This is a genomic window from Streptomyces sp. NPDC014727 (assembly GCF_043083485.1).
Classification (GTDB): Bacteria; Actinomycetota; Actinomycetes; order Streptomycetales; family Streptomycetaceae; genus Streptomyces.
In genome coordinates this window covers 1-16,973 of sequence record NZ_JBIBYR010000019.1, presented here as the reverse complement: position 1 = coordinate 16,973, position 16,973 = coordinate 1, and the positions used below count along the sequence as shown (strand labels likewise).

17 protein-coding genes are annotated in these 16,973 nt (G+C 70.5%); 5 read left to right on the top strand and 12 right to left on the bottom strand.

Going from position 1 to position 16,973, the window contains the following annotated elements:
* Positions 1-43: 43 nt before the first annotated feature.
* The gene (locus ACF1B9_RS26315; protein WP_391740237.1) at positions 44-1,222 is read right to left on the bottom strand and encodes a glycerophosphodiester phosphodiesterase; all 1,179 of its coding nucleotides are present in this window, start codon (positions 1,220-1,222) and stop codon (positions 44-46) included.
* 233 nt (positions 1,223-1,455) lie between these two features.
* On the opposite strand from ACF1B9_RS26315, the gene ACF1B9_RS26310 reads away from it, so the two are divergent.
* Positions 1,456-2,127: a 1-acyl-sn-glycerol-3-phosphate acyltransferase gene (locus ACF1B9_RS26310; RefSeq protein ID WP_266917157.1), complete on the top strand. Its 672-nt coding sequence runs from the start codon at positions 1,456-1,458 to the stop codon at positions 2,125-2,127.
* 93 nt (positions 2,128-2,220) lie between these two features.
* Here the strand turns inward: ACF1B9_RS26310 and ACF1B9_RS26305 are convergent, their stop codons facing one another.
* Complete coding sequence (locus tag ACF1B9_RS26305; RefSeq protein ID WP_391740238.1) at positions 2,221-3,765, bottom strand: MFS transporter; 1,545 nt, start codon at positions 3,763-3,765, stop codon at positions 2,221-2,223.
* Positions 3,762-4,313, bottom strand: coding sequence for a TetR/AcrR family transcriptional regulator (locus tag ACF1B9_RS26300; RefSeq protein ID WP_391740239.1), 552 nt, complete (start codon positions 4,311-4,313; stop codon positions 3,762-3,764). Before ACF1B9_RS26300 ends, ACF1B9_RS26305 begins: the two co-directional genes overlap by 4 nt.
* Before the next feature lie 84 nt (positions 4,314-4,397).
* Between ACF1B9_RS26300 and ACF1B9_RS26295 the strand changes: the two genes are divergently transcribed.
* Positions 4,398-4,925 carry a hypothetical protein gene (locus ACF1B9_RS26295; RefSeq protein ID WP_391740240.1) on the top strand — a complete coding sequence of 176 codons (528 nt, stop codon included), beginning with the start codon at positions 4,398-4,400 and terminating at the stop codon, positions 4,923-4,925.
* A gap of 17 nt (positions 4,926-4,942) precedes the next feature.
* Here the strand turns inward: ACF1B9_RS26295 and ACF1B9_RS26290 are convergent, their stop codons facing one another.
* The 4 genes from ACF1B9_RS26290 to ACF1B9_RS26275 form a co-directional block, all read right to left on the bottom strand.
* Positions 4,943-5,842, bottom strand: coding sequence for a sigma-70 family RNA polymerase sigma factor (locus ACF1B9_RS26290; protein ID WP_391740241.1), 900 nt, complete (start codon positions 5,840-5,842; stop codon positions 4,943-4,945).
* 126 nt (positions 5,843-5,968) lie between these two features.
* Positions 5,969-6,940, bottom strand: a complete 972-nt coding sequence (locus tag ACF1B9_RS26285) for an aldo/keto reductase (protein WP_391740242.1) — start codon at positions 6,938-6,940, stop codon at positions 5,969-5,971.
* A gap of 113 nt (positions 6,941-7,053) precedes the next feature.
* Positions 7,054-8,487, bottom strand: coding sequence for an argininosuccinate lyase (gene argH, locus ACF1B9_RS26280; protein ID WP_376285260.1), 1,434 nt, complete (start codon positions 8,485-8,487; stop codon positions 7,054-7,056).
* An 88-nt stretch (positions 8,488-8,575) separates the two neighbouring features.
* Entirely contained in the window at positions 8,576-9,769 is a 1,194-nt protein-coding gene (locus tag ACF1B9_RS26275; RefSeq protein ID WP_391740243.1) for an argininosuccinate synthase, read from the bottom strand.
* 230 nt (positions 9,770-9,999) lie between these two features.
* Here ACF1B9_RS26275 and ACF1B9_RS26270 point away from each other — a divergent pair, with 230 nt between their 5' ends.
* Together ACF1B9_RS26270 and ACF1B9_RS26265 are read left to right on the top strand one after the other, a co-directional pair.
* Positions 10,000-10,599, top strand: a complete 600-nt coding sequence (locus ACF1B9_RS26270; protein ID WP_391740244.1) for a pyridoxamine 5'-phosphate oxidase family protein — start codon at positions 10,000-10,002, stop codon at positions 10,597-10,599.
* A 56-nt stretch (positions 10,600-10,655) separates the two neighbouring features.
* The gene (locus tag ACF1B9_RS26265) at positions 10,656-11,357 is read left to right on the top strand and encodes a L,D-transpeptidase (protein ID WP_391740245.1); all 702 of its coding nucleotides are present in this window, start codon (positions 10,656-10,658) and stop codon (positions 11,355-11,357) included.
* A gap of 23 nt (positions 11,358-11,380) precedes the next feature.
* Here ACF1B9_RS26265 and ACF1B9_RS26260 read toward each other — a convergent pair whose 3' ends face one another.
* From ACF1B9_RS26260 to argC, 5 genes are read right to left on the bottom strand one after another with little or no spacing between them, the layout of a single operon-like run.
* Complete coding sequence (locus ACF1B9_RS26260; protein WP_093541137.1) at positions 11,381-11,917, bottom strand: arginine repressor; 537 nt, start codon at positions 11,915-11,917, stop codon at positions 11,381-11,383.
* Between the two features lie 10 nt (positions 11,918-11,927).
* Entirely contained in the window at positions 11,928-13,124 is a 1,197-nt protein-coding gene (locus ACF1B9_RS26255) for an acetylornithine transaminase (protein ID WP_391740246.1), read from the bottom strand.
* Positions 13,121-14,023 carry an acetylglutamate kinase gene (argB, locus tag ACF1B9_RS26250; RefSeq protein ID WP_391740247.1) on the bottom strand — a complete coding sequence of 301 codons (903 nt, stop codon included), beginning with the start codon at positions 14,021-14,023 and terminating at the stop codon, positions 13,121-13,123. Before argB ends, ACF1B9_RS26255 begins: the two co-directional genes overlap by 4 nt.
* A complete protein-coding gene (gene argJ / locus ACF1B9_RS26245; protein ID WP_391740248.1) occupies positions 14,020-15,174 on the bottom strand; it encodes a bifunctional glutamate N-acetyltransferase/amino-acid acetyltransferase ArgJ in 1,155 nt (384 codons plus the stop codon). The genes argB and argJ overlap by 4 nt, the downstream gene beginning before the upstream one ends.
* A complete protein-coding gene (gene argC / locus ACF1B9_RS26240) occupies positions 15,171-16,199 on the bottom strand; it encodes an N-acetyl-gamma-glutamyl-phosphate reductase (RefSeq protein ID WP_391740249.1) in 1,029 nt (342 codons plus the stop codon). Before argC ends, argJ begins: the two co-directional genes overlap by 4 nt.
* Before the next feature lie 125 nt (positions 16,200-16,324).
* Here argC and ACF1B9_RS26235 point away from each other — a divergent pair, with 125 nt between their 5' ends.
* Positions 16,325-16,822: a peptidylprolyl isomerase gene (locus ACF1B9_RS26235; protein ID WP_391740250.1), complete on the top strand. Its 498-nt coding sequence runs from the start codon at positions 16,325-16,327 to the stop codon at positions 16,820-16,822.
* Positions 16,823-16,973 lie beyond the last annotated feature (151 nt).

Sequence of the window (16,973 nt, the reverse complement as noted above, 5' to 3'; positions counted from 1 at the left end):
CCACCCGACCGGGGCACGCCCCGGCCGGGTGCTGACGCCGGTCTCACTGGGCGGCGAAGTCCGCCGCGGCAAGAAGGGCGGTGTCCGGGTTGTCGGAGAAGATCCCGTCAATCCCGGTCGCGAAGTACGTCCGGAACGCACCGAAGGCGTCACCGTACGCGGTGGGGTCCGTGCCGCGCCGGAAGTCGGCGGGCAGGAAGGTGTTCTCGTTGCGCATGGTGTACGGGTGAAGCACCAGGCCCTGCGCGTGCGCGTCCCTCACCAGGGTGGTCGGCGAGGTGAGCCGCCCCGAGGCGTCCTTGGGAATGATCAGGTCCAGGGTGGGCCCGATCCCCTGCGCGAAGGACGCCATCCACTTCAGGCCCTCGGGCTTCACCAGGTCGGCGACGGTGCGCGGATCGCCGGACGTCACGAAGTCCCAGGGGCGCTCCCCCGCGCCGGACAGCAGTACGACGCGCGGCGTGGCGACGAGTCCGGCCAGCCGCTGGATGCTGCTGGGCTCGAAGGACTGAAGGATGAGCGGCGACTGCTTGCGGTGGCGGTTGTAACGGCGCAGCAGCTTGGCGAGGGGCTCTTCGAGCCCGAGGCCGAGTCCCCGGAAGTAGGTGGGGTGCTTGGTCTCGACGTACAGCCAGACCGGCTTCCCGCGCCTGCGGCCCTCGCGGTCGGCCCAGCGCAGCACCTCCTCGAAGGTGGGGACCTCCCAGCGGCCGTCGTAGAGCGTGTTCTTCTGACGGGTGCCGGGGATGCGCTCCGTGGCCCGCAGCGTCTTCAGTTCGGCGAGGGTGAAGTCCTCGGTGAACCAGCCGGTGAGGGAGACGCCGTCGACCTTCTTCGTGGTCCTGCGGCCGGCGAACTCGGGGTGGGCGGAGACATCGGTGGTGGCTGTGATGTCGTTCTCGTGACGGCAGACGAGATGGCCGTCCTTGGTGGGCACCAGGTCCTGCTCGACGATGTGCGCGCCCATGTCGAGGGCCAGCTGGTAGGAGCCGAGGGTGTGCTCGGGCCGGTAACCGCTGGTGCCGCGGTGTCCGATGACGGTGGGCACCGGCAGGTCGAGGCGGAAGCCGTGTCCGCCCGGCCGTTCGGAGGGGCTCCGGACGGTGCCGTCCGCGGCGTCGGCCGGGCCGCCGGCCAGTCCGAGGGCGGCGGAGCCCAGTACGGCGGCCCCCGCCCCCAGCAGGGTTCTGCGGCCGGGGCCTGCCTGCGCGCGCTCAGTCATGAATGCTCCTCACGTGTGATGTCTCGCACCTGTCGGGCGAGGCCCGAGCGTAGGGAGTCGTACCGTCGTAGGAGCAGCTCCTGGACGAACTTGGCGGAAACACACGTCAACACTGCGTATCCGATCGATGAACCCGATGTGCGAACAGCGAGAACCCGCGAGTATCGTCCTCACCTGCATGGACCGTCATGATCCCGCGCCCGGCCGGCCCGGCCACTACACCGGAGGAACCGTTGTCCCGACACGCACTCATCAAGGCAGTGCTCGGACCGATCTTGCGCCTGATGTTCCGTCCCCAGGTGGAGGGCGTGGAGAACATCCCCGGAGACGGTCCGGTGATCCTCGCGGGCAACCATCTGACGTTCATCGACTCGATGATCATGCCCATCTGCTGCGACCGGCCGGTCTACTACATCGGCAAGGACGAGTACGTGACGGGCAAGGGGCTCAAGGGCCGGGCGATGGCCTGGTTCTTCACGGGCTGCGGCATGATCCCCGTGGACCGGGACGGCGGTCGCGGCGGTGTCGCGGCGCTGATGACGGGCCGTCGGGTGCTGGAAGAGGGCAAGGCGTTCGCCATCTACCCGGAGGGCACCCGCTCCCCCGACGGCCGGCTCTACCGGGGCCGCACGGGGATCGCCCGGCTGACGCTGATGACGGGTGCACCGGTGGTGCCGTTCGCGATGATCGGCACGGACAAGCTGCAGCCCGGTGGTGCCGGTCTGCCCCGTCCCGGCAAGGTGACGGTGCGTTTCGGTGAGCCGATGGAGTTCTCCCGCTACGAGGGCATGGACCGCGACCGCTATGTGCTGCGGGCGGTGACCGACTCCGTGATGGCCGAGGTGATGCGGCTGTCGGGTCAGGAGTACGTCGACATGTATGCGACGAAGGCCAAGGCCGCGTGAGCTGACGCGCGAGCAGGGCATGCGGACGGGCCCGTACCACCGATCGGTGGTACGGGCCCGTTCGCATGCCCCCGGTGCTCGTACGGTCCAGGGCTACTGGTGGACGATGCCGTCCTCCAGCTTCTGACCGCGCAACAGGAACCAGGCCGCGACGGCCGTTGCCAGCAGGACCGCCGCACCGACCCCGGCGGCGAGTCGCAACCCCTCGACGAACGACTCCTGCGCCGCGGAGATCAGCGCGCCCGCCTGCTGCGCCGGAAGGCCGTGGGCCGCCTCGACGGCGCCGCCCAGCGATTCATGGGCCGCCGAGGCCTTGGCGGAGGGGACGCCCTGCGGAGTGGCGAAGTCCTGGTAGACGCCGGTGACGATGGAGCCGAGCAGGGCGATGCCGAGGGCCGCGCCGAGTTCGTACGCCGTCTCGGAGACCGCGCCCGCGGAACCCGCCTGCTCCTTCGGAACGCTGGAGAGGATCACGTCGGAGGTGACGGTGAAGGCGAAGCCCGCGCCGACTCCGACGATCAGCAGCACCACGCCGATCAGCGGATAGGCGGTCTCCCGCTGGAACAGGGTGACCGCGGCGAGCGCCAGGCCGATCGCCCCGAGCCCGCCGGAGACCACCGACCGCACCGAGTAGCGGCGGGCCGCCACGCCTGCGATCAGACCCGCGGTGACCGCGCCGACGGCCGCGGGCAGTTCGGCGAGCCCGGCCTCCAGCGGTCCTCGTCCCTGTACCAGCTGCAGGAACTGGGAGAGGAAGAAGACCAGCCCGGACAGGCCGAGGATGGTCAGCAGATCGGCGAGAACCGCACCCGAGAAGCCCCGGTGGTGGAAGAGCCGCATGTCCAGCAGGGGTGCGGGAAGCGTGAGTTGTCTGCGTACGAACCAGCAGAGCGCGGCCAGGCCGCCGAGGCCCGCGCCGGCGACCCCCCAGCTCGTACCGTGTGCGGCCAGCTCCTTGACCGCGTACACGACACCGATCATGCCGATGAAGGAGAGCGCCACACTGACCAGGTCCCAGGGGCCCGGTGCCGGATTCTTCGACTCGGGGATCATCTTGACGCCGACGACCACCAGCACGGCCATGACCGGCAGGTTGATCAGGAAGACCGAGCCCCACCAGAAGTGCTCCAGGAGGAAGCCGCCGACGACGGGGCCGACGGCCGCGCCCGCGGAGGCCATGGCTCCCCAGATGCCGATGGCGAGGCTGCGCTCGCGCGGATCCTGGAAGAGGTTGCGGATCAGGGCGAGCGTGGACGGCATCAGGGTGGCACCCGCGACACCGAGCAGCGCCCGCGCCAGGATCATCATCTCGGGGCTGCTCGCGTACGCGTTGAGCACGGAGACCGCACCGAAGGCCATGGCACCGGTCAGCAGCAGTTTCTTGCGGCCGATGCGGTCGCCGAGGCTGCCCATGGAGACCAGGAGCCCGGCGATCACGAAGGAGTAGACGTCGCCGATCCAGAGCAGCTGCGTGCCGGACGGCTTGAGGTCCTCGGTGAGGAAGGGGGTGGCGAGACCGAGGACCGTGGCATCCACGGCCACGAGCAGCACCGCGAGGACGAGCACGGCCAGCGCGATCCACCGCCCGGGACGACGCAGCTCATGGATGGTTTCCGCGTGCTGCTCGAGACGGCTCATTGCTCTGCGCTCCGGCGTGCGCCGCCGAGCAGCAACTCGACGATCATGTACTGGAAGTCCTGCCCGGCCACCCGGCCCGCCTGGACGGCCCAGGCTCCGGTGGAGACGAGCCCGTAGAGGGCCTCGGTCAGCCACGCGGGGGTGAGGTCGATGCGGAGCTCGCCGCGTTCCTGGCCCCGCCGGAAGAAGGCGGCGACCCGGGCATCGAGGCGGTCCCAGCCCTCGTTCACCTCGTCGCCCTCGAAGAGCTGGTTCTCGGTGACGAGGAAGGAGAAGAGCCCGGCGCTCGGCTCGATGGCCGCGACCAGTCGGCGCAGGGCCTCCTCGCAGCTGCCCTCATCGAGCGCGGCGGCGTCCAGAGCCGCTTCGAACTCCTGGATGCCCAGGTCCTCCAACGCCTTGACCAGGGCATCCCGACCGGCGAAGTGCCGGTGCAGGGTGGCGCGCCCGATGCCTGCGGCTCTGGCGACCTCGTCCATGGTGGCGGTCGATTTGCGGGTCAGCAGGGCGGCGGCGCTGCGCAGCACCTGCTCACGGTCGAGACTCATGAGACAACCATAAACCATATGAGACATGAATGTCTCACCGAAAAGCCATCGCCTCCCGCGGAAGGGAGGGAGGACCATGTCGTCATGAAGCCGCTGCTGCTGATCGACATCGACGGCCCGCTCAACCCGTACGCGGCATTCGTGCGCCGCCGGATCCCGGACGGTTATGCGCGGCATCTGATGCGGCCGACGGGATGGGATTACGGACCGCCGCTGCCCGTCCTGCTCAACCCGGACCACGGGCGGGCTCTGTTGGCCCTCGCCGACCGTTTCGAACTGGTCTGGGCGACGACCTGGAAGGACGAGGCCAATGAGTGGATCGGGCCGCATCTCGGCCTGCCCCCGCTGCCGTACATCGACTGGCCGTCGATGCACGGCAGCGCGCCGGACGGCACGTGCTGGAAGACGCAGTACGTCGTGGAGTACGCGGCCGGCCGGCCGTTCGCCTGGGTCGACGACGAGATCGCCGAGCAGGACCGGCAGTGGGTCTCGGGGCAGGGCGCGGCCGAGTCGCTGCTGCTGTGGATCGATCCGCGGATCGGACTGCTGCCGGCCGATTTCGAGGCGCTCGCCGCGTGGGCGGACGGTCGCCTGGGCGGCGACGGGCGCTGAGCCCGCCCCGCCCCGGGTCAGTCGTCGAGGACGACGAGATCGAGGCCGGGAAGGTGGGCCGGGTCGTTGATCGCGGACATCTCGACGACCTTCCCCCGCGCGATCGTGAAGACCATGACCGAGAACCGCCGGTCCTCCCGCGTCGAGATGACGGCCGGTGCTCCGTCGACCAGGGCCGGCTGCGACGACCGCGCGAACGGCGCGAACATGATCGCCTGACGGGCCACTGCCTCGGCACCCCGCACCAGGGCCGACGCACCGACGCCACCGGCGCCGATGTCGGAACGCAGCACCACGTCCGGGTCGAGCACGGCGACGAGCGCCTCGAAGTCGCCGCCGCGGGCGGCGGCCAGGAAGGCGTCGACGACCTCGCGCTTGCGGGCGAGATCGGGATCCTGATCCGGGTCCGCTCCCTGCACCCTGCGGCGGGCCCGGCTGGCGAGCTGCCGCGCCGCGGCCGGGGTGCGGTCCACGATGCGGGCGATCTCGTCGAAGGGCACGGCGAACATGTCGTGCAGGACGAAGGCGAGCCGCTCGGCGGGGTCCAGCGTTTCGAGCACCACCAGCAGCGCGAGACCGACCGAATCGGCCATCAGCGCCTGCTGCTCGGGGTCGGCCTCCGGCCCGGCGCCGAGGGCCGGGTCCGGGACGTGGGTCTCGGAGACCCCCGTGTCGAGGGGCTCCTCACGCCGGGAGCGGCGCGAGCGGAGCATGTCCAGACACACCCGCCCGACGACCGTCGTCAGCCAGCCGCCCAGGTTCTCGATCGCCCGGTCGTCGGAACGGCTGAGCCGGAGCCAGGCCTCCTGGACGGCGTCCTCCGCCTCACTCGCCGAGCCCAGCATCCGATTGGCCACGGCCTTCAGCTTCGTCCGGTTCTCCTCGAAGCGTCGGGCCAGGATCTCGTGTCCGTCCACAGTCACATTCCTCCGTAGTGTGCCGTCCCTGCGATGACGAACAGGACGGCATCGATGTGACAGAGGTTCGGCGCCTCTTCGCCGCCGTCGGCGCGGCGCACCGGCCGCGGGTCCCGGCGGGCCCGCTCAGCTCCAGGGCAGCGCGGCGCGGTGCCGCCAGTACGCCTCCGGCTCCTCCACCAGCGCGTCGAGCCGGGCGCGCCGCTCCTCGTCGAGGTCGACGACGGCCGCGTGCAGGTTGCCGGCGAGCTGCTCGACGGTCGCCGCGCCGGAGAGCACCACACCGGCCCACGGCTGGTGCAGCACGAACGCCAGCGCGACCGCGTCGCTGCCGACGCCGGCCTCGGTCGCGGTCTCCCGGACCACGGCCGGGGCATCCGTTCCGGCGAGCCGGCCGTTGGCCATGGCTTCCTTCACGATCACGGTGAGCCCGGCGTCATGGGCCTCGGCGAGCGCGGCGCCGGCCGAGGTCTCCAGGGCGTTGTAGGTGGCCTGCACCGTACGGAAGAGCGGCTCCCCGTCGACCGTGACGGCGAGGGCTGCCCGGATGGCTTCGGCCTGGGCGGGTCCGCTGGTGGACAGGCCCACGCTGACCCCCTCCGCGGCGAGTCCGGCGAGCCGCGCGTGCAGTTCCTTGTCGGTGAGGGCCGGGCTGTCGGTGGTGACCGAGTGGATCTGGTAGAGGTCGAGGCGGTCGCCGAGCAGCGCGTCGGTCTCGTCGCGCTGACGCAGAAACGTGGCGAGGCCGTGGTCCTTGACCTCGTGCGCCTCGGCCTCGACGCTCCAGTCGGCGGTGTAGGTGTAGCCCCATTTGCTGCCGATGACGACGTCGTCCACCTCCGGACGCGCCGTCAGCCAGTCGGCCAGGAATTCCTCCGAACGGCCGTAGGAACGGGCCACGTCGAAGTAACGGACACCCTGCGCGTAGGCGGCGTCCAACAGCTCGTGGGTGCGCTCGCGCAGCGCTTCGACACTGCGGTCCGCGGGCAGATCGCGGTCACGGTGGAGGTTGATGTAGCCGGGCCTGCCGACCGCCGCCAGGCCGAGCCCGATATGGGCGGTCGGAGTCGTCGCTGTGGCCAGCCTGGCGAAAGGCATCGTGGGCTCCTCGTGGGTCGGATGCGCTGCCCCGCCAACGTAACCCGGCTCGGGGAAACCGGAAGGCGGGGAGCGTACCGCCGCTCCCCGCCCGGATCCCGTCCTCGCCGCTGTCAGTTCTTCGCGGTCGCCCACGCCTGCTGGACGGCGAGGTCGGCCTTCACCTCGGCGAGCTGGACGGCGACGGCCGACGGGGCCGTCCCGCCGCGGCCGCTGCGGGACGCGAGAGCACCGGCCACATTGAGCACCGAGCGGACCTCGGGGGTGAGGTGCTCGGAGATCTTCGCGAACTGCTCGTCGGTCAGCTCGTCGAGCTCGATGCCCTGCTGCTCGCACTCCTTGACGCACGCGCCCGCGACCTCGTGCGCGACACGGAACGGCACGCCCTGCTTGACCAGCCACTCGGCGACGTCGGTGGCGAGCGAGAAGCCGGCCGGGGCCAGCTCCTCCATGCGCTCGCGATTGACGGTGAGCGTGGCCATCATTCCGGTGAAGGCGGGCAGCAGGACTTCGAGCTGGTCGCAGGAGTCGAAGACCGGTTCCTTGTCCTCCTGGAGGTCGCGGTTGTACGCGAGCGGGAGGGCCTTCAGCGTGGCCATCAGGCCGGTCAGATTGCCGATCAGCCGGCCGGACTTGCCGCGGGCCAGTTCGGCGATGTCCGGGTTCTTCTTCTGCGGCATGATCGAGGAACCGGTCGAGAAGGCGTCGTGCAGGGTGACGAAGGAGAACTCCTTCGTGTTCCAGATGATGACCTCCTCCGCGATCCGGGAGAGGTTCACCCCGATCATCGCGGTGATGAAGGCGAACTCGGCGACGAAGTCACGGGAGGCGGTGCCGTCGATCGAGTTGCCGACGGAGCCGCGCTCGAAGCCGAGATCGGCAGCGACCGCCTGCGGGTCCAGCCCGAGGGACGATCCGGCCAGCGCACCGGAGCCGTACGGGGAGACGGCGGTCCGCTCGTCCCACTGGCGCAGCCGCTCGGCGTCGCGGGAGAGGGACTGGGCATGGGCCAGGACGTGGTGGGCGAAGAGCACCGGCTGGGCGTGCTGCAGATGTGTGCGGCCGGGCATCGCGACGTCCGGATGCGTCTCGGCGAGGCCGACCAGGGCGCCCTGGAGCTCGGCGATCAGGCCGCCGATGACGCGGGCGTGGTCGCGCAGGTACATCCGGAAGAGGGTGGCGATCTGGTCGTTGCGGGACCGGCCGGCCCGCAGCTTGCCGCCGAGGTCCGGGCCCAGACGCTCCAGCAGGCCGCGCTCCAGCGCGGTGTGCACGTCCTCGTCGGCGACGGTGCCGGTGAACGAGCCGTCGGCGACATCGGCTTCGAGCTGGTCGAGACCGGCGGTCATCCGGTTCAGCTCGTCCTCGGTGAGCAGGCCCGCTTTGTGCAGGACGCGCGCGTGGGCGCGGGAGCCGGCGATGTCGTACGGCGCGAGCCGCCAGTCGAAGTGGACGGAGGCGGAAAGCCTGGCCAGCGCCTCGGCCGGACCGTCGGCGAAGCGGGCGCCCCAGAGGCGTACGTCGCTGTTGCCGTTGCCGTTGCTCACTGCGTGCTCCTCGGGAGAACAAAGGGGTGGATGTGCGACCGCCTCCCCGCCCGGAGGGCCGGAGAGGCGGTGACGTAACGGATGGAGGTCAGGACAGGTCACGCTTCGCGGCGATCCTCGACGAGAGGCCGAAAATCTCGATGAAGCCCTGTGCCTTGGACTGGTCGAACGTGTCGCCCGAGTCGTAGGTGGCGAGGTTGAAGTCGTAGAGCGACTGCTCGGACCTCCGGCCGGTGACGACGGCGCGGCCCGCGTGCAGGGTCATGCGGATGTCACCGGTGACGTGCCGATCGGCCTCGTCGATGAAACCGTCCAGGGCACGCTTGAGCGGCGAGAACCACAGGCCGTCGTAGACCAGCTCGCCCCAGCGCTGTTCGACCTGTCGCTTGTAGCGGGCCAGCTCGCGCTCGACGGTGACGTTCTCCAGCTCCTGGTGGGCGGTGATCAGCGCGATCGCGCCCGGGGCCTCGTACACCTCGCGGGACTTGATGCCGACGAGCCGGTCCTCGACCATGTCGATCCGGCCGATGCCCTGGGCGCCGGCCCGCCGGTTGAGCTGCTGGATCGCCTGGAGAACGGTGACGGGCTCGCCGTCGAGGGCCACGGGCACGCCCTCCTTGAAGGAGATGACGACCTCGTCGGCCTCGCGCGGGGTGGCGGGGTTCTCGGTGTACTCGTAGATGTCCTCGATCGGCGCGTTCCAGATGTCCTCCAGGAAGCCCGTCTCGACGGCGCGCCCGAAAACGTTCTGGTCGATGGAGTACGGGGACTTCTTGGTGGTCGCGATCGGGAGGTTCTTCTCCTCGCAGAAGGCGATCGCCTTGTCCCGGGTCATCGCGTAGTCGCGGACCGGGGCGATGCACTTCAGGCCGGGGCCGAGCGCGGAGATGCCGGCCTCGAAGCGGACCTGGTCGTTGCCCTTGCCGGTGCAGCCGTGGGCGACGGTGCCGGCGTGGTGCTTGCCGGCGGCGGCGACGAGGTGCTTGACGATGGCCGGCCGGGAGAGGGCGGAGACCAGCGGGTAGCGGTCCATGTAGAGGGCATTGGCCTTGATCGCGGGGAGGCAGTACTCCTCGGCGAACTCGTCCTTGGCGTCCGCGACCTCGGCCTCGACGGCACCGCAGGCGAGCGCGCGCTCGCGGATGACTTCCAGGTCCTCGCCGCCCTGGCCGACGTCCACGGCGACGGCGATGACTTCGGCACCCGTCTCCTCGGCGATCCAGCCGATGGCGACGGAGGTGTCCAGGCCGCCCGAGTAGGCGAGTACGACACGCTCAGTCACGGGTTCCTCCTCACGGTGGCAATCGCTGTTAGGCATAACTATGCAGTGCTCCGTATTTTTTGTCAAAGCACGGGTGGTCAGCACCGGCGCGCACCGGCCGAAGCGGTGAGGGGCTGCCGCGAGCGGTACACGCGGCTTCTCGGCGGCCACCACGGCGACAAGCCCCCGCCGGCGTTCCATCAGCCGAAACGGACCAGCCGCCAACGGAGTTGGCGGCGATAATGACCGCCATGGGAAAAACGTACGAGCGCATCGACGGGCGGATCAGGACCTTCATCGAAGAACAGCACATCTTCTTCGCGGCGACCGCACCCCTGGACGCAGAGGGCACGGTCAACCTCTCCCCCAAGGGAGTCAGCGGCTCCTTCGCCGTGATCGACGAGCTGACCGTGGCCTATCTGGACTTCGCGGGCAGCAATGCCGAGACCGTCGCCCACCTCCGCGAGAACGGCCGCATCACGCTGATGTGGTGCGCCTTCCAGGGGCCGCCCAACATCGTGCGGGTGCACGGCCGCGGCGAGCCCGTCTTCCGTGACGATCCCCGCTTCGGCCCGCTGCTCACCCACTTCCCCGGGGTGGACCCCGGCCCGCACGGACTGCGCGCCGTCATCGTGGTCCGGGCCGAGCTGATCCGGGACACCTGCGGGTTCGCCGTGCCCTTCATGTCCTACGACGAGGACCGGCCACTGCACGCCCAGCGCTTCGCCCGCGAGGACGACGCGTCGCTCAGTGCCTACTTCGAGAAGAAGGATCACGTCGCGACGAGTATCGACGGGCTGCCCGGTCTGCCGCTCCCGCTGCCGGTCATGCCGCGCGGTACAGGGGATTGAGCCGTACGGCGCAGGTCCGGGGGTGACGTCCCGCCGGAAGGTCTAGCGTCCGGTGCATGCGCAGACTTCTGGTGGCGGGTTCGGTACTTCTCGCGCTCGCGGGCTCGGTCGCGGCCCGGCCCGCCGCGGCGCCGACACTTCCGTCACGGCTCGCCGACACCGGCGGCGGCACCCAGTTGATCACGGCACAGGCCGCGGCCGCCGGCTCCACCACGGGCAGCGTCACCTGGTGGAATCTGCGCCGGGGAACCTGGGTCGAAGGCGGGTCGGCACCGGCACGGTTCGGCGCGAAGGGCCTCGCCGAGGGGGCATCGCGCAAGCAGGACACCGACACCACGCCCACCGGCCTGTACGACCTGCCGTACGCCTTCGGGGTCGAGGCCGCACGGCCCGGCACCGTCCACCCGTACCGCCGGGTCGACAACCGGTCCTGGTGGTGCGAGGACAACGCGTCGCGGTCCTACAACCGCTGGGTGGAGCCCCGTCCCGCCGATTGCCGGGCGGCCGAGGCGGAGCATCTGATCGCCTATCCGACGCAGTACGCCCGCGCGCTCGTCATCGGCTTCAACTACGAGCGCCCGGTGCGCGGGCGCGGCGCCGGGATCTTCCTCCACGTCAACGGGCGTGGTGCGACCGCCGGTTGCGTCTCCGTACCGGCGGCCGCGATGGACCGGATCCTCGACTGGGTGGACCCTGCCCGCCGTCCGCACATCGCGATCGGGACCCGGTCGGGCCCGACCGCGATCACCCGCTACTGACGGCGCCGAACAGCCCGGCCGGCTCAGCGCTCGTTCTGGGCCAGTCGCAGCAGATGGTCGGCGAGCGCCTGTCCGCCCGCCGGGTCACGGCTGATCAGCATCAGTGTGTCGTCGCCCGCGATGGTGCCGAGGATGTCGTGCAGTTCGGCCTGGTCGATGGCCGAGGCGAGGAACTGGGCCGCGCCCGGAGGCGTACGCAGCACCACGAGGTTGGCCGAGGCCTCCGCCGAGATGAGCAGTTCGGCGGAGAGGCGCCGCATGCGCTCCTCCTTCGCGGATCCGCCCAGCGGTGCCTGCGGGGTACGGAAACCGCCCTCGCTCGGCACCGCGTAGATCAGCTCGCCGCCGGTGTTGCGGATCTTCACCGCGCCCAGCTCGTCCAGGTCGCGGGAGAGCGTCGCCTGTGTGACGCTCAGCCCGTCGTCGGCCAGTAGCTTGGCCAGCTGACTCTGCGAGCGCACCGGCTGCCGGTTCAGGATGTCCACGATCCGGCGGTGGCGTGCGGTGCGGGTCTGCGGCACGGACGGCCCGCCGTGCTCGGTTTCCTGCGCCTCGGTCATCGTCGTCGCCTCATTCTCCGGATCGTCCGTCCCCTTTTGCCGCGTCGAGGGCGCCGGGCAGGGCCTGGAGGAACGCGTCCACCTCGGTGTCACCGATGATCAGCGGCGGCATGAGCCGCAGGACATCGGGGGCGGGCGTGTTCACCAGGATTCCGGCTCCCTGAGCCGCCTGTTGCACCTGAGGCGCGAGGGGCTCGGTGAGCACGATACCCAGCAGCAGCCCGGAGCCTCTGACGTGGGAGACCAGAGGGTGCCCCAGCCCCTCCACTGCGTCCCGGATCTTCTCACCTAGCCGCTTCACCCGGTCCAGGGCGCCATCGGCCGCCAGGGTGTCCAGGACGGCGAGTCCGGCGGCGCAGGCGATCGGGTTGCCGCCGAACGTCGTGCCGTGCTGGCCCGGCTTCAGCAGCTCGGCCGCCGGGCCGAACGCGACGGTCGCGCCGAGCGGCAACCCGCCGCCGAGCCCCTTGGCGAGGGTGACGATGTCGGGCTCCACGCCCTGGTGGGCCTGGTGCTCGAACCAGTGGCCGCAGCGGCCGATCCCGGTCTGCACCTCGTCGAGGACGAGCAGGGTGCCGGTGGCCCGGGTGATCTCCCGGGCGGTCTCCAGGTATCCCGCGGGGGGCACGACCACGCCGTTCTCGCCCTGGATGGGCTCGATGATCACCAGCGCGGTGTCGGTGGTCACGGCCGCCCGCAGCGCTTCGGCGTCGCCGTACGGGACATGCGTGACGTCGCCGGGCAGCGGCAGGAACGGCTCGCGCTTCTTGGGCTGGCCGGTCAGGGCGAGCGCGCCCACGGTCCGGCCGTGGAAGCCGCCGTCGGTGGCGACCATGTGGGTCCGTCCGGTCAGCCGGCCGATCTTGAAGGCGGCCTCGTTGGCCTCGGCGCCCGAGTTGGCGAAGAAGACCCGGCCCTCGCGGCCGAAGAGCTGGAGCAGCCGTTCGGCGAGGGCGACGGGCGGCGGCGCGATGTAGAGGTTGGAGACATGGCCGAGGGAGGCGATCTGGGTGGAGACGGCCTCGACGACGGCGGGGTGGGCATGGCCCAGCGCGTTCACCGCGATACCGCCGACGAAGTCGAGGTACTCGGTGCCGTCGGCGTCCCACACATGCGCCCCCTCGCCGCGGACGAGGGACAACTGGGGGGTGCCGTAGTTGTCCATCAGCGCGTGGCTCCAGCGCTGCGAGAGCTCCTGGTTGCTCATGACTCCCCCTGTGTGTCGGGCACGACCATCGTGCCGATTCCTTCGTCGGTGAAGATCTCCAGCAGGATCGAGTGCTGGACCCGGCCGTCGATGACCCGCGCGGTCTCGACGCCGTTGCGCACGGCGTGCAGGCAGCCCTGCATCTTCGGGACCATGCCGCTGGACAGCTCGGGAAGCAGCTTCTCCAGCTCGCCGGCGGTGAGGCGGCTGATCACGTCGTCGCTGTTGGGCCAGTCCTCGTAGAGACCCTCCACGTCGGTGAGGACCATCAGCGTCTCGGCGCCGAGCGCGGCGGCGAGCGCCGCGGCCGCGGTGTCGGCGTTGACGTTGTAGACGTGGTTGTCGTCGGCGGAGCGTGCGATGGAGGAGACGACCGGGATCCGGCCGTCGTCCAGCAGTGCCTGGACGGCTCCGGTGTCGATGGCGGTGATCTCGCCCACCCGACCGATGTCCACGAGTTCGCCGTCGATGGTCGGCCGGTGCCGGGTGGCGGTGATCGTGTGGGCGTCCTCGCCGGTCAGGCCGACGGCGAGCGGGCCGTGCTGGTTGAGCAGGCCGACGAGCTCGCGCTGGACCTGTCCGGCCAGCACCATCCGTACGACGTCCATCGCCTCGGGCGTGGTGACGCGCAGACCGGCCTTGAACTCGCTGACCAGGCCCTGCTTGTCGAGCTGGGCACTGATCTGCGGGCCGCCGCCGTGCACGACGACCGGCTTGAGTCCGGCCTGTCGCAGGAAGACGACGTCCTGGGCGAACGCTGCCTTCAGCTCCTCGTCGATCATGGCGTTGCCACCGAACTTGATGACCACGGTCTTGCCGTTGTGCCGGGTCAGCCAGGGCAGCGCCTCGATCAGGATCTGCGCCTTCGGGAGTGCGGTGTGCTTCCGCGCCGCGGTCATGAGCTGTACGCGCTGTTCTCGTGGACGTAGTCCGCGGTGAGGTCGTTGGCCCAGATGACGGCCGACTCGGCGCCCGCGGCGAGGTCGGCGGTGATCGTGACTTCCCGGTAGCGCATGTCGACCAGGTCGCGGTCCTCGCCGACGCCGCCGTTCTTGCAGACCCACACGCCGTTGATGGCGACGTTCAGCTGGTCCGGTTCGAAGGCGGCCTTCGTCGTACCGATCGCGGACAGGACCCGGCCCCAGTTGGGGTCCTCGCCGTGGATGGCGCACTTGAGCAGGTTGTTACGGGCGATGGACCGGCCCACCTCGACGGCGTCGTCCTCGGTGGCGGCGTTGATCACCTCGATCCGGATGTCCTTGGAGGCGCCCTCGGCGTCACCGATCAGCTGCCGCGCGAGGTCGGCGCAGACGGTCCGTACGGCCTCGGCGAACGCGTCCTGCTCCGGGGTGATCCCGCTCGCTCCGGAGGCCAGCAGCAGCACGGTGTCGTTGGTCGACATGCAGCCGTCGGAGTCGACCCGGTCGAAGGTGGTGCGGGTGGCGGCGCGCAGCGCGGCATCCAGCGCCGGGGCCTCCACGTCGGCGTCGGTGGTGAGGACGACGAGCATGGTGGCGAGGCCCGGGGCGAGCATGCCCGCGCCCTTGGCCATGCCGCCGACGGTCCAGCCCTCGCCACCCGCGACGGCGGTCTTGTGGACGGTGTCGGTGGTCTTGATCGCGATGGCGGCCTTCTCGCCGCCGTACTCGCTCAGCGCGGCGGCGGCGGTCTCGATGCCGGGCAGCAGCTTGTCCATCGGGAGCAGGGTTCCGATCAGCCCGGTCGAGGCGACCGCGATCTCGCCCGCGCTGTGACCGGGGAGGACCTCGGCGGCCTTCTCGGCGGTGGCGTGGGTGTCCTGGAAGCCCTGGGGGCCCGTACAGGCGTTGGCGCCGCCGGAGTTGAGGACGACGGCACCGACCTCGCCGCCCTTGAGGACCTGCTCCGACCAGAGGACGGGGGCGGCCTTGACGCGGTTGGAGGTGAAGACGCCCGCAGCCGCGCGACGCGGACCGTTGTTGACCACGAGGGCGAGGTCCGGGTTACCGCTCTCCTTGATTCCCGCGGCGATGCCCGCCGCCGAGAACCCCTGTGCTGCCGTGACACTCACGGTGCGACTCCGATCGTGGAAAGACCTGTGTCCTCGGGAAGTCCGAGGGCGATGTTCATGCTCTGCAGGGCGCCGCCGGCGGTGCCCTTGGCGAGGTTGTCGATGGCGCTGACGACGACGATCCGGCCTGCCGCCGCGTCGTGCGCGACCTGGATCTGCACGGCGTTGGAACCGACGACGGCGGCGGTGGCGGGCCACTGCCCCTCCGGGAGCAGGTCGACGAACGGCTCGTCGGCGAACGCCTTCTCGTACGCGTCACGGACGGACTCGGCGCTCACGCCCGGCTTCGCCTTCGCGCTGCACGTGGCGAGGATGCCGCGGGGCATCGGCGCCAGGGTCGGAGTGAAGGAGACCGTGACCGGTTCACCGGCGGCGGCGCTGAGGTTCTGGATCATCTCGGGGGTGTGCCGGTGGGCCCCGCCGACGCCGTACGGGGTCATGTTGCCCATCACCTCGGAACCGAGCAGATGCGGCTTGGCCGCCTTGCCCGCACCCGAGGTGCCCGAAGCGGCGACGATCACGGCCTCGGGCTCGGCCAGCTGGGCCGCGTAGGCCGGGAAGAGCGCGAGCGAGACGGCGGTCGGATAGCAGCCGGGCACCGCGATGCGCCTGGACCCGGCCAGCGCCGAGCGCCCGCCCGGCAGCTCGGGCAGGCCGTAGGGCCAGGTCCCGGCGTGCGGCGAACCGTAGAACTTCTCCCAGTCCGCGGCGTCCTTGAGCCGGAAGTCGGCCCCCATGTCGACGACGAGCACCTGGTCGCCGAGCTGCTCGGCGACGGCGGCGGACTGCCCGTGCGGAAGAGCGAGGAAGACGACGTCGTGCCCGGCGAGGACCTCGGGCGTGGTCGGCTGAAGCACCCGGTCGGCGAGCGGCCGCAGGTGCGGCTGCAGCGCACCGAGCTTCTGTCCCGCGTTGGAGTTGGCGGTGAGGGACCCGATCTCGACCTCCGGGTGGACCAGCAGGAGACGGAGCAGCTCCCCACCGGCGTATCCGCTCGCCCCTGCCACCGCTGCACGTACCACCATCGAAATCCTCCTCGTCGATGGCATGACTATACGCATCACCGAACTTTTATGCAAAGACGCCGGGTCACCGTGCCGATACCGTGCCCGCCCGTCGGCTCCGAGCGCGTCGATGTCAGGATGGTTGCATGACGAGCAAGGTTTACTTCGATATCACCATCAATGACGAGCCCGCCGGGCGGATCACGTTCAAGCTGTTCGACGACGTCGTTCCCAAGACCGCGGAGAACTTCCGCGCGCTGGCGACCGGCGAGAAGGGCTTCGGCTACAAGGGGTCGTCCTTCCACCGCATCATCCCCGACTTCATGCTGCAGGGCGGCGACTTCACCCGGGGCGACGGCACCGGCGGCCAGAGCATCTACGGGGCGAAGTTCGCGGACGAGAACTTCAAGCTCGCGCACACCAAGCCGGGCCTGCTGTCCATGGCCAACAGCGGCCCCAACTCCAACGGCTCCCAGTTCTTCATCACGACCATCGTGACGTCGTGGCTGGACGGCAAGCACGTGGTGTTCGGTGAGGTCGACAACCAGGAGAGCATGGACCTGGTCAAGAAGATCGAGGCCCTCGGCTCGCAGAGCGGCCGGCCCTCGGCGAAGATCACCATCGCCGACAGCGGCACCCTCTGACCCGTACGCGGAATCACTGACACGAGCGCGGGGCCCCCCCGCCCCCCCCGGGGGGGGGGGGGCCGGGGGCCCCCCCCCCAAAAAGGCCCCCCCCCCCCCCCCCCACCCCCGAAACCGGGGGGGGGGGGGGGCCGGGTGGAAGGGGGGGGGC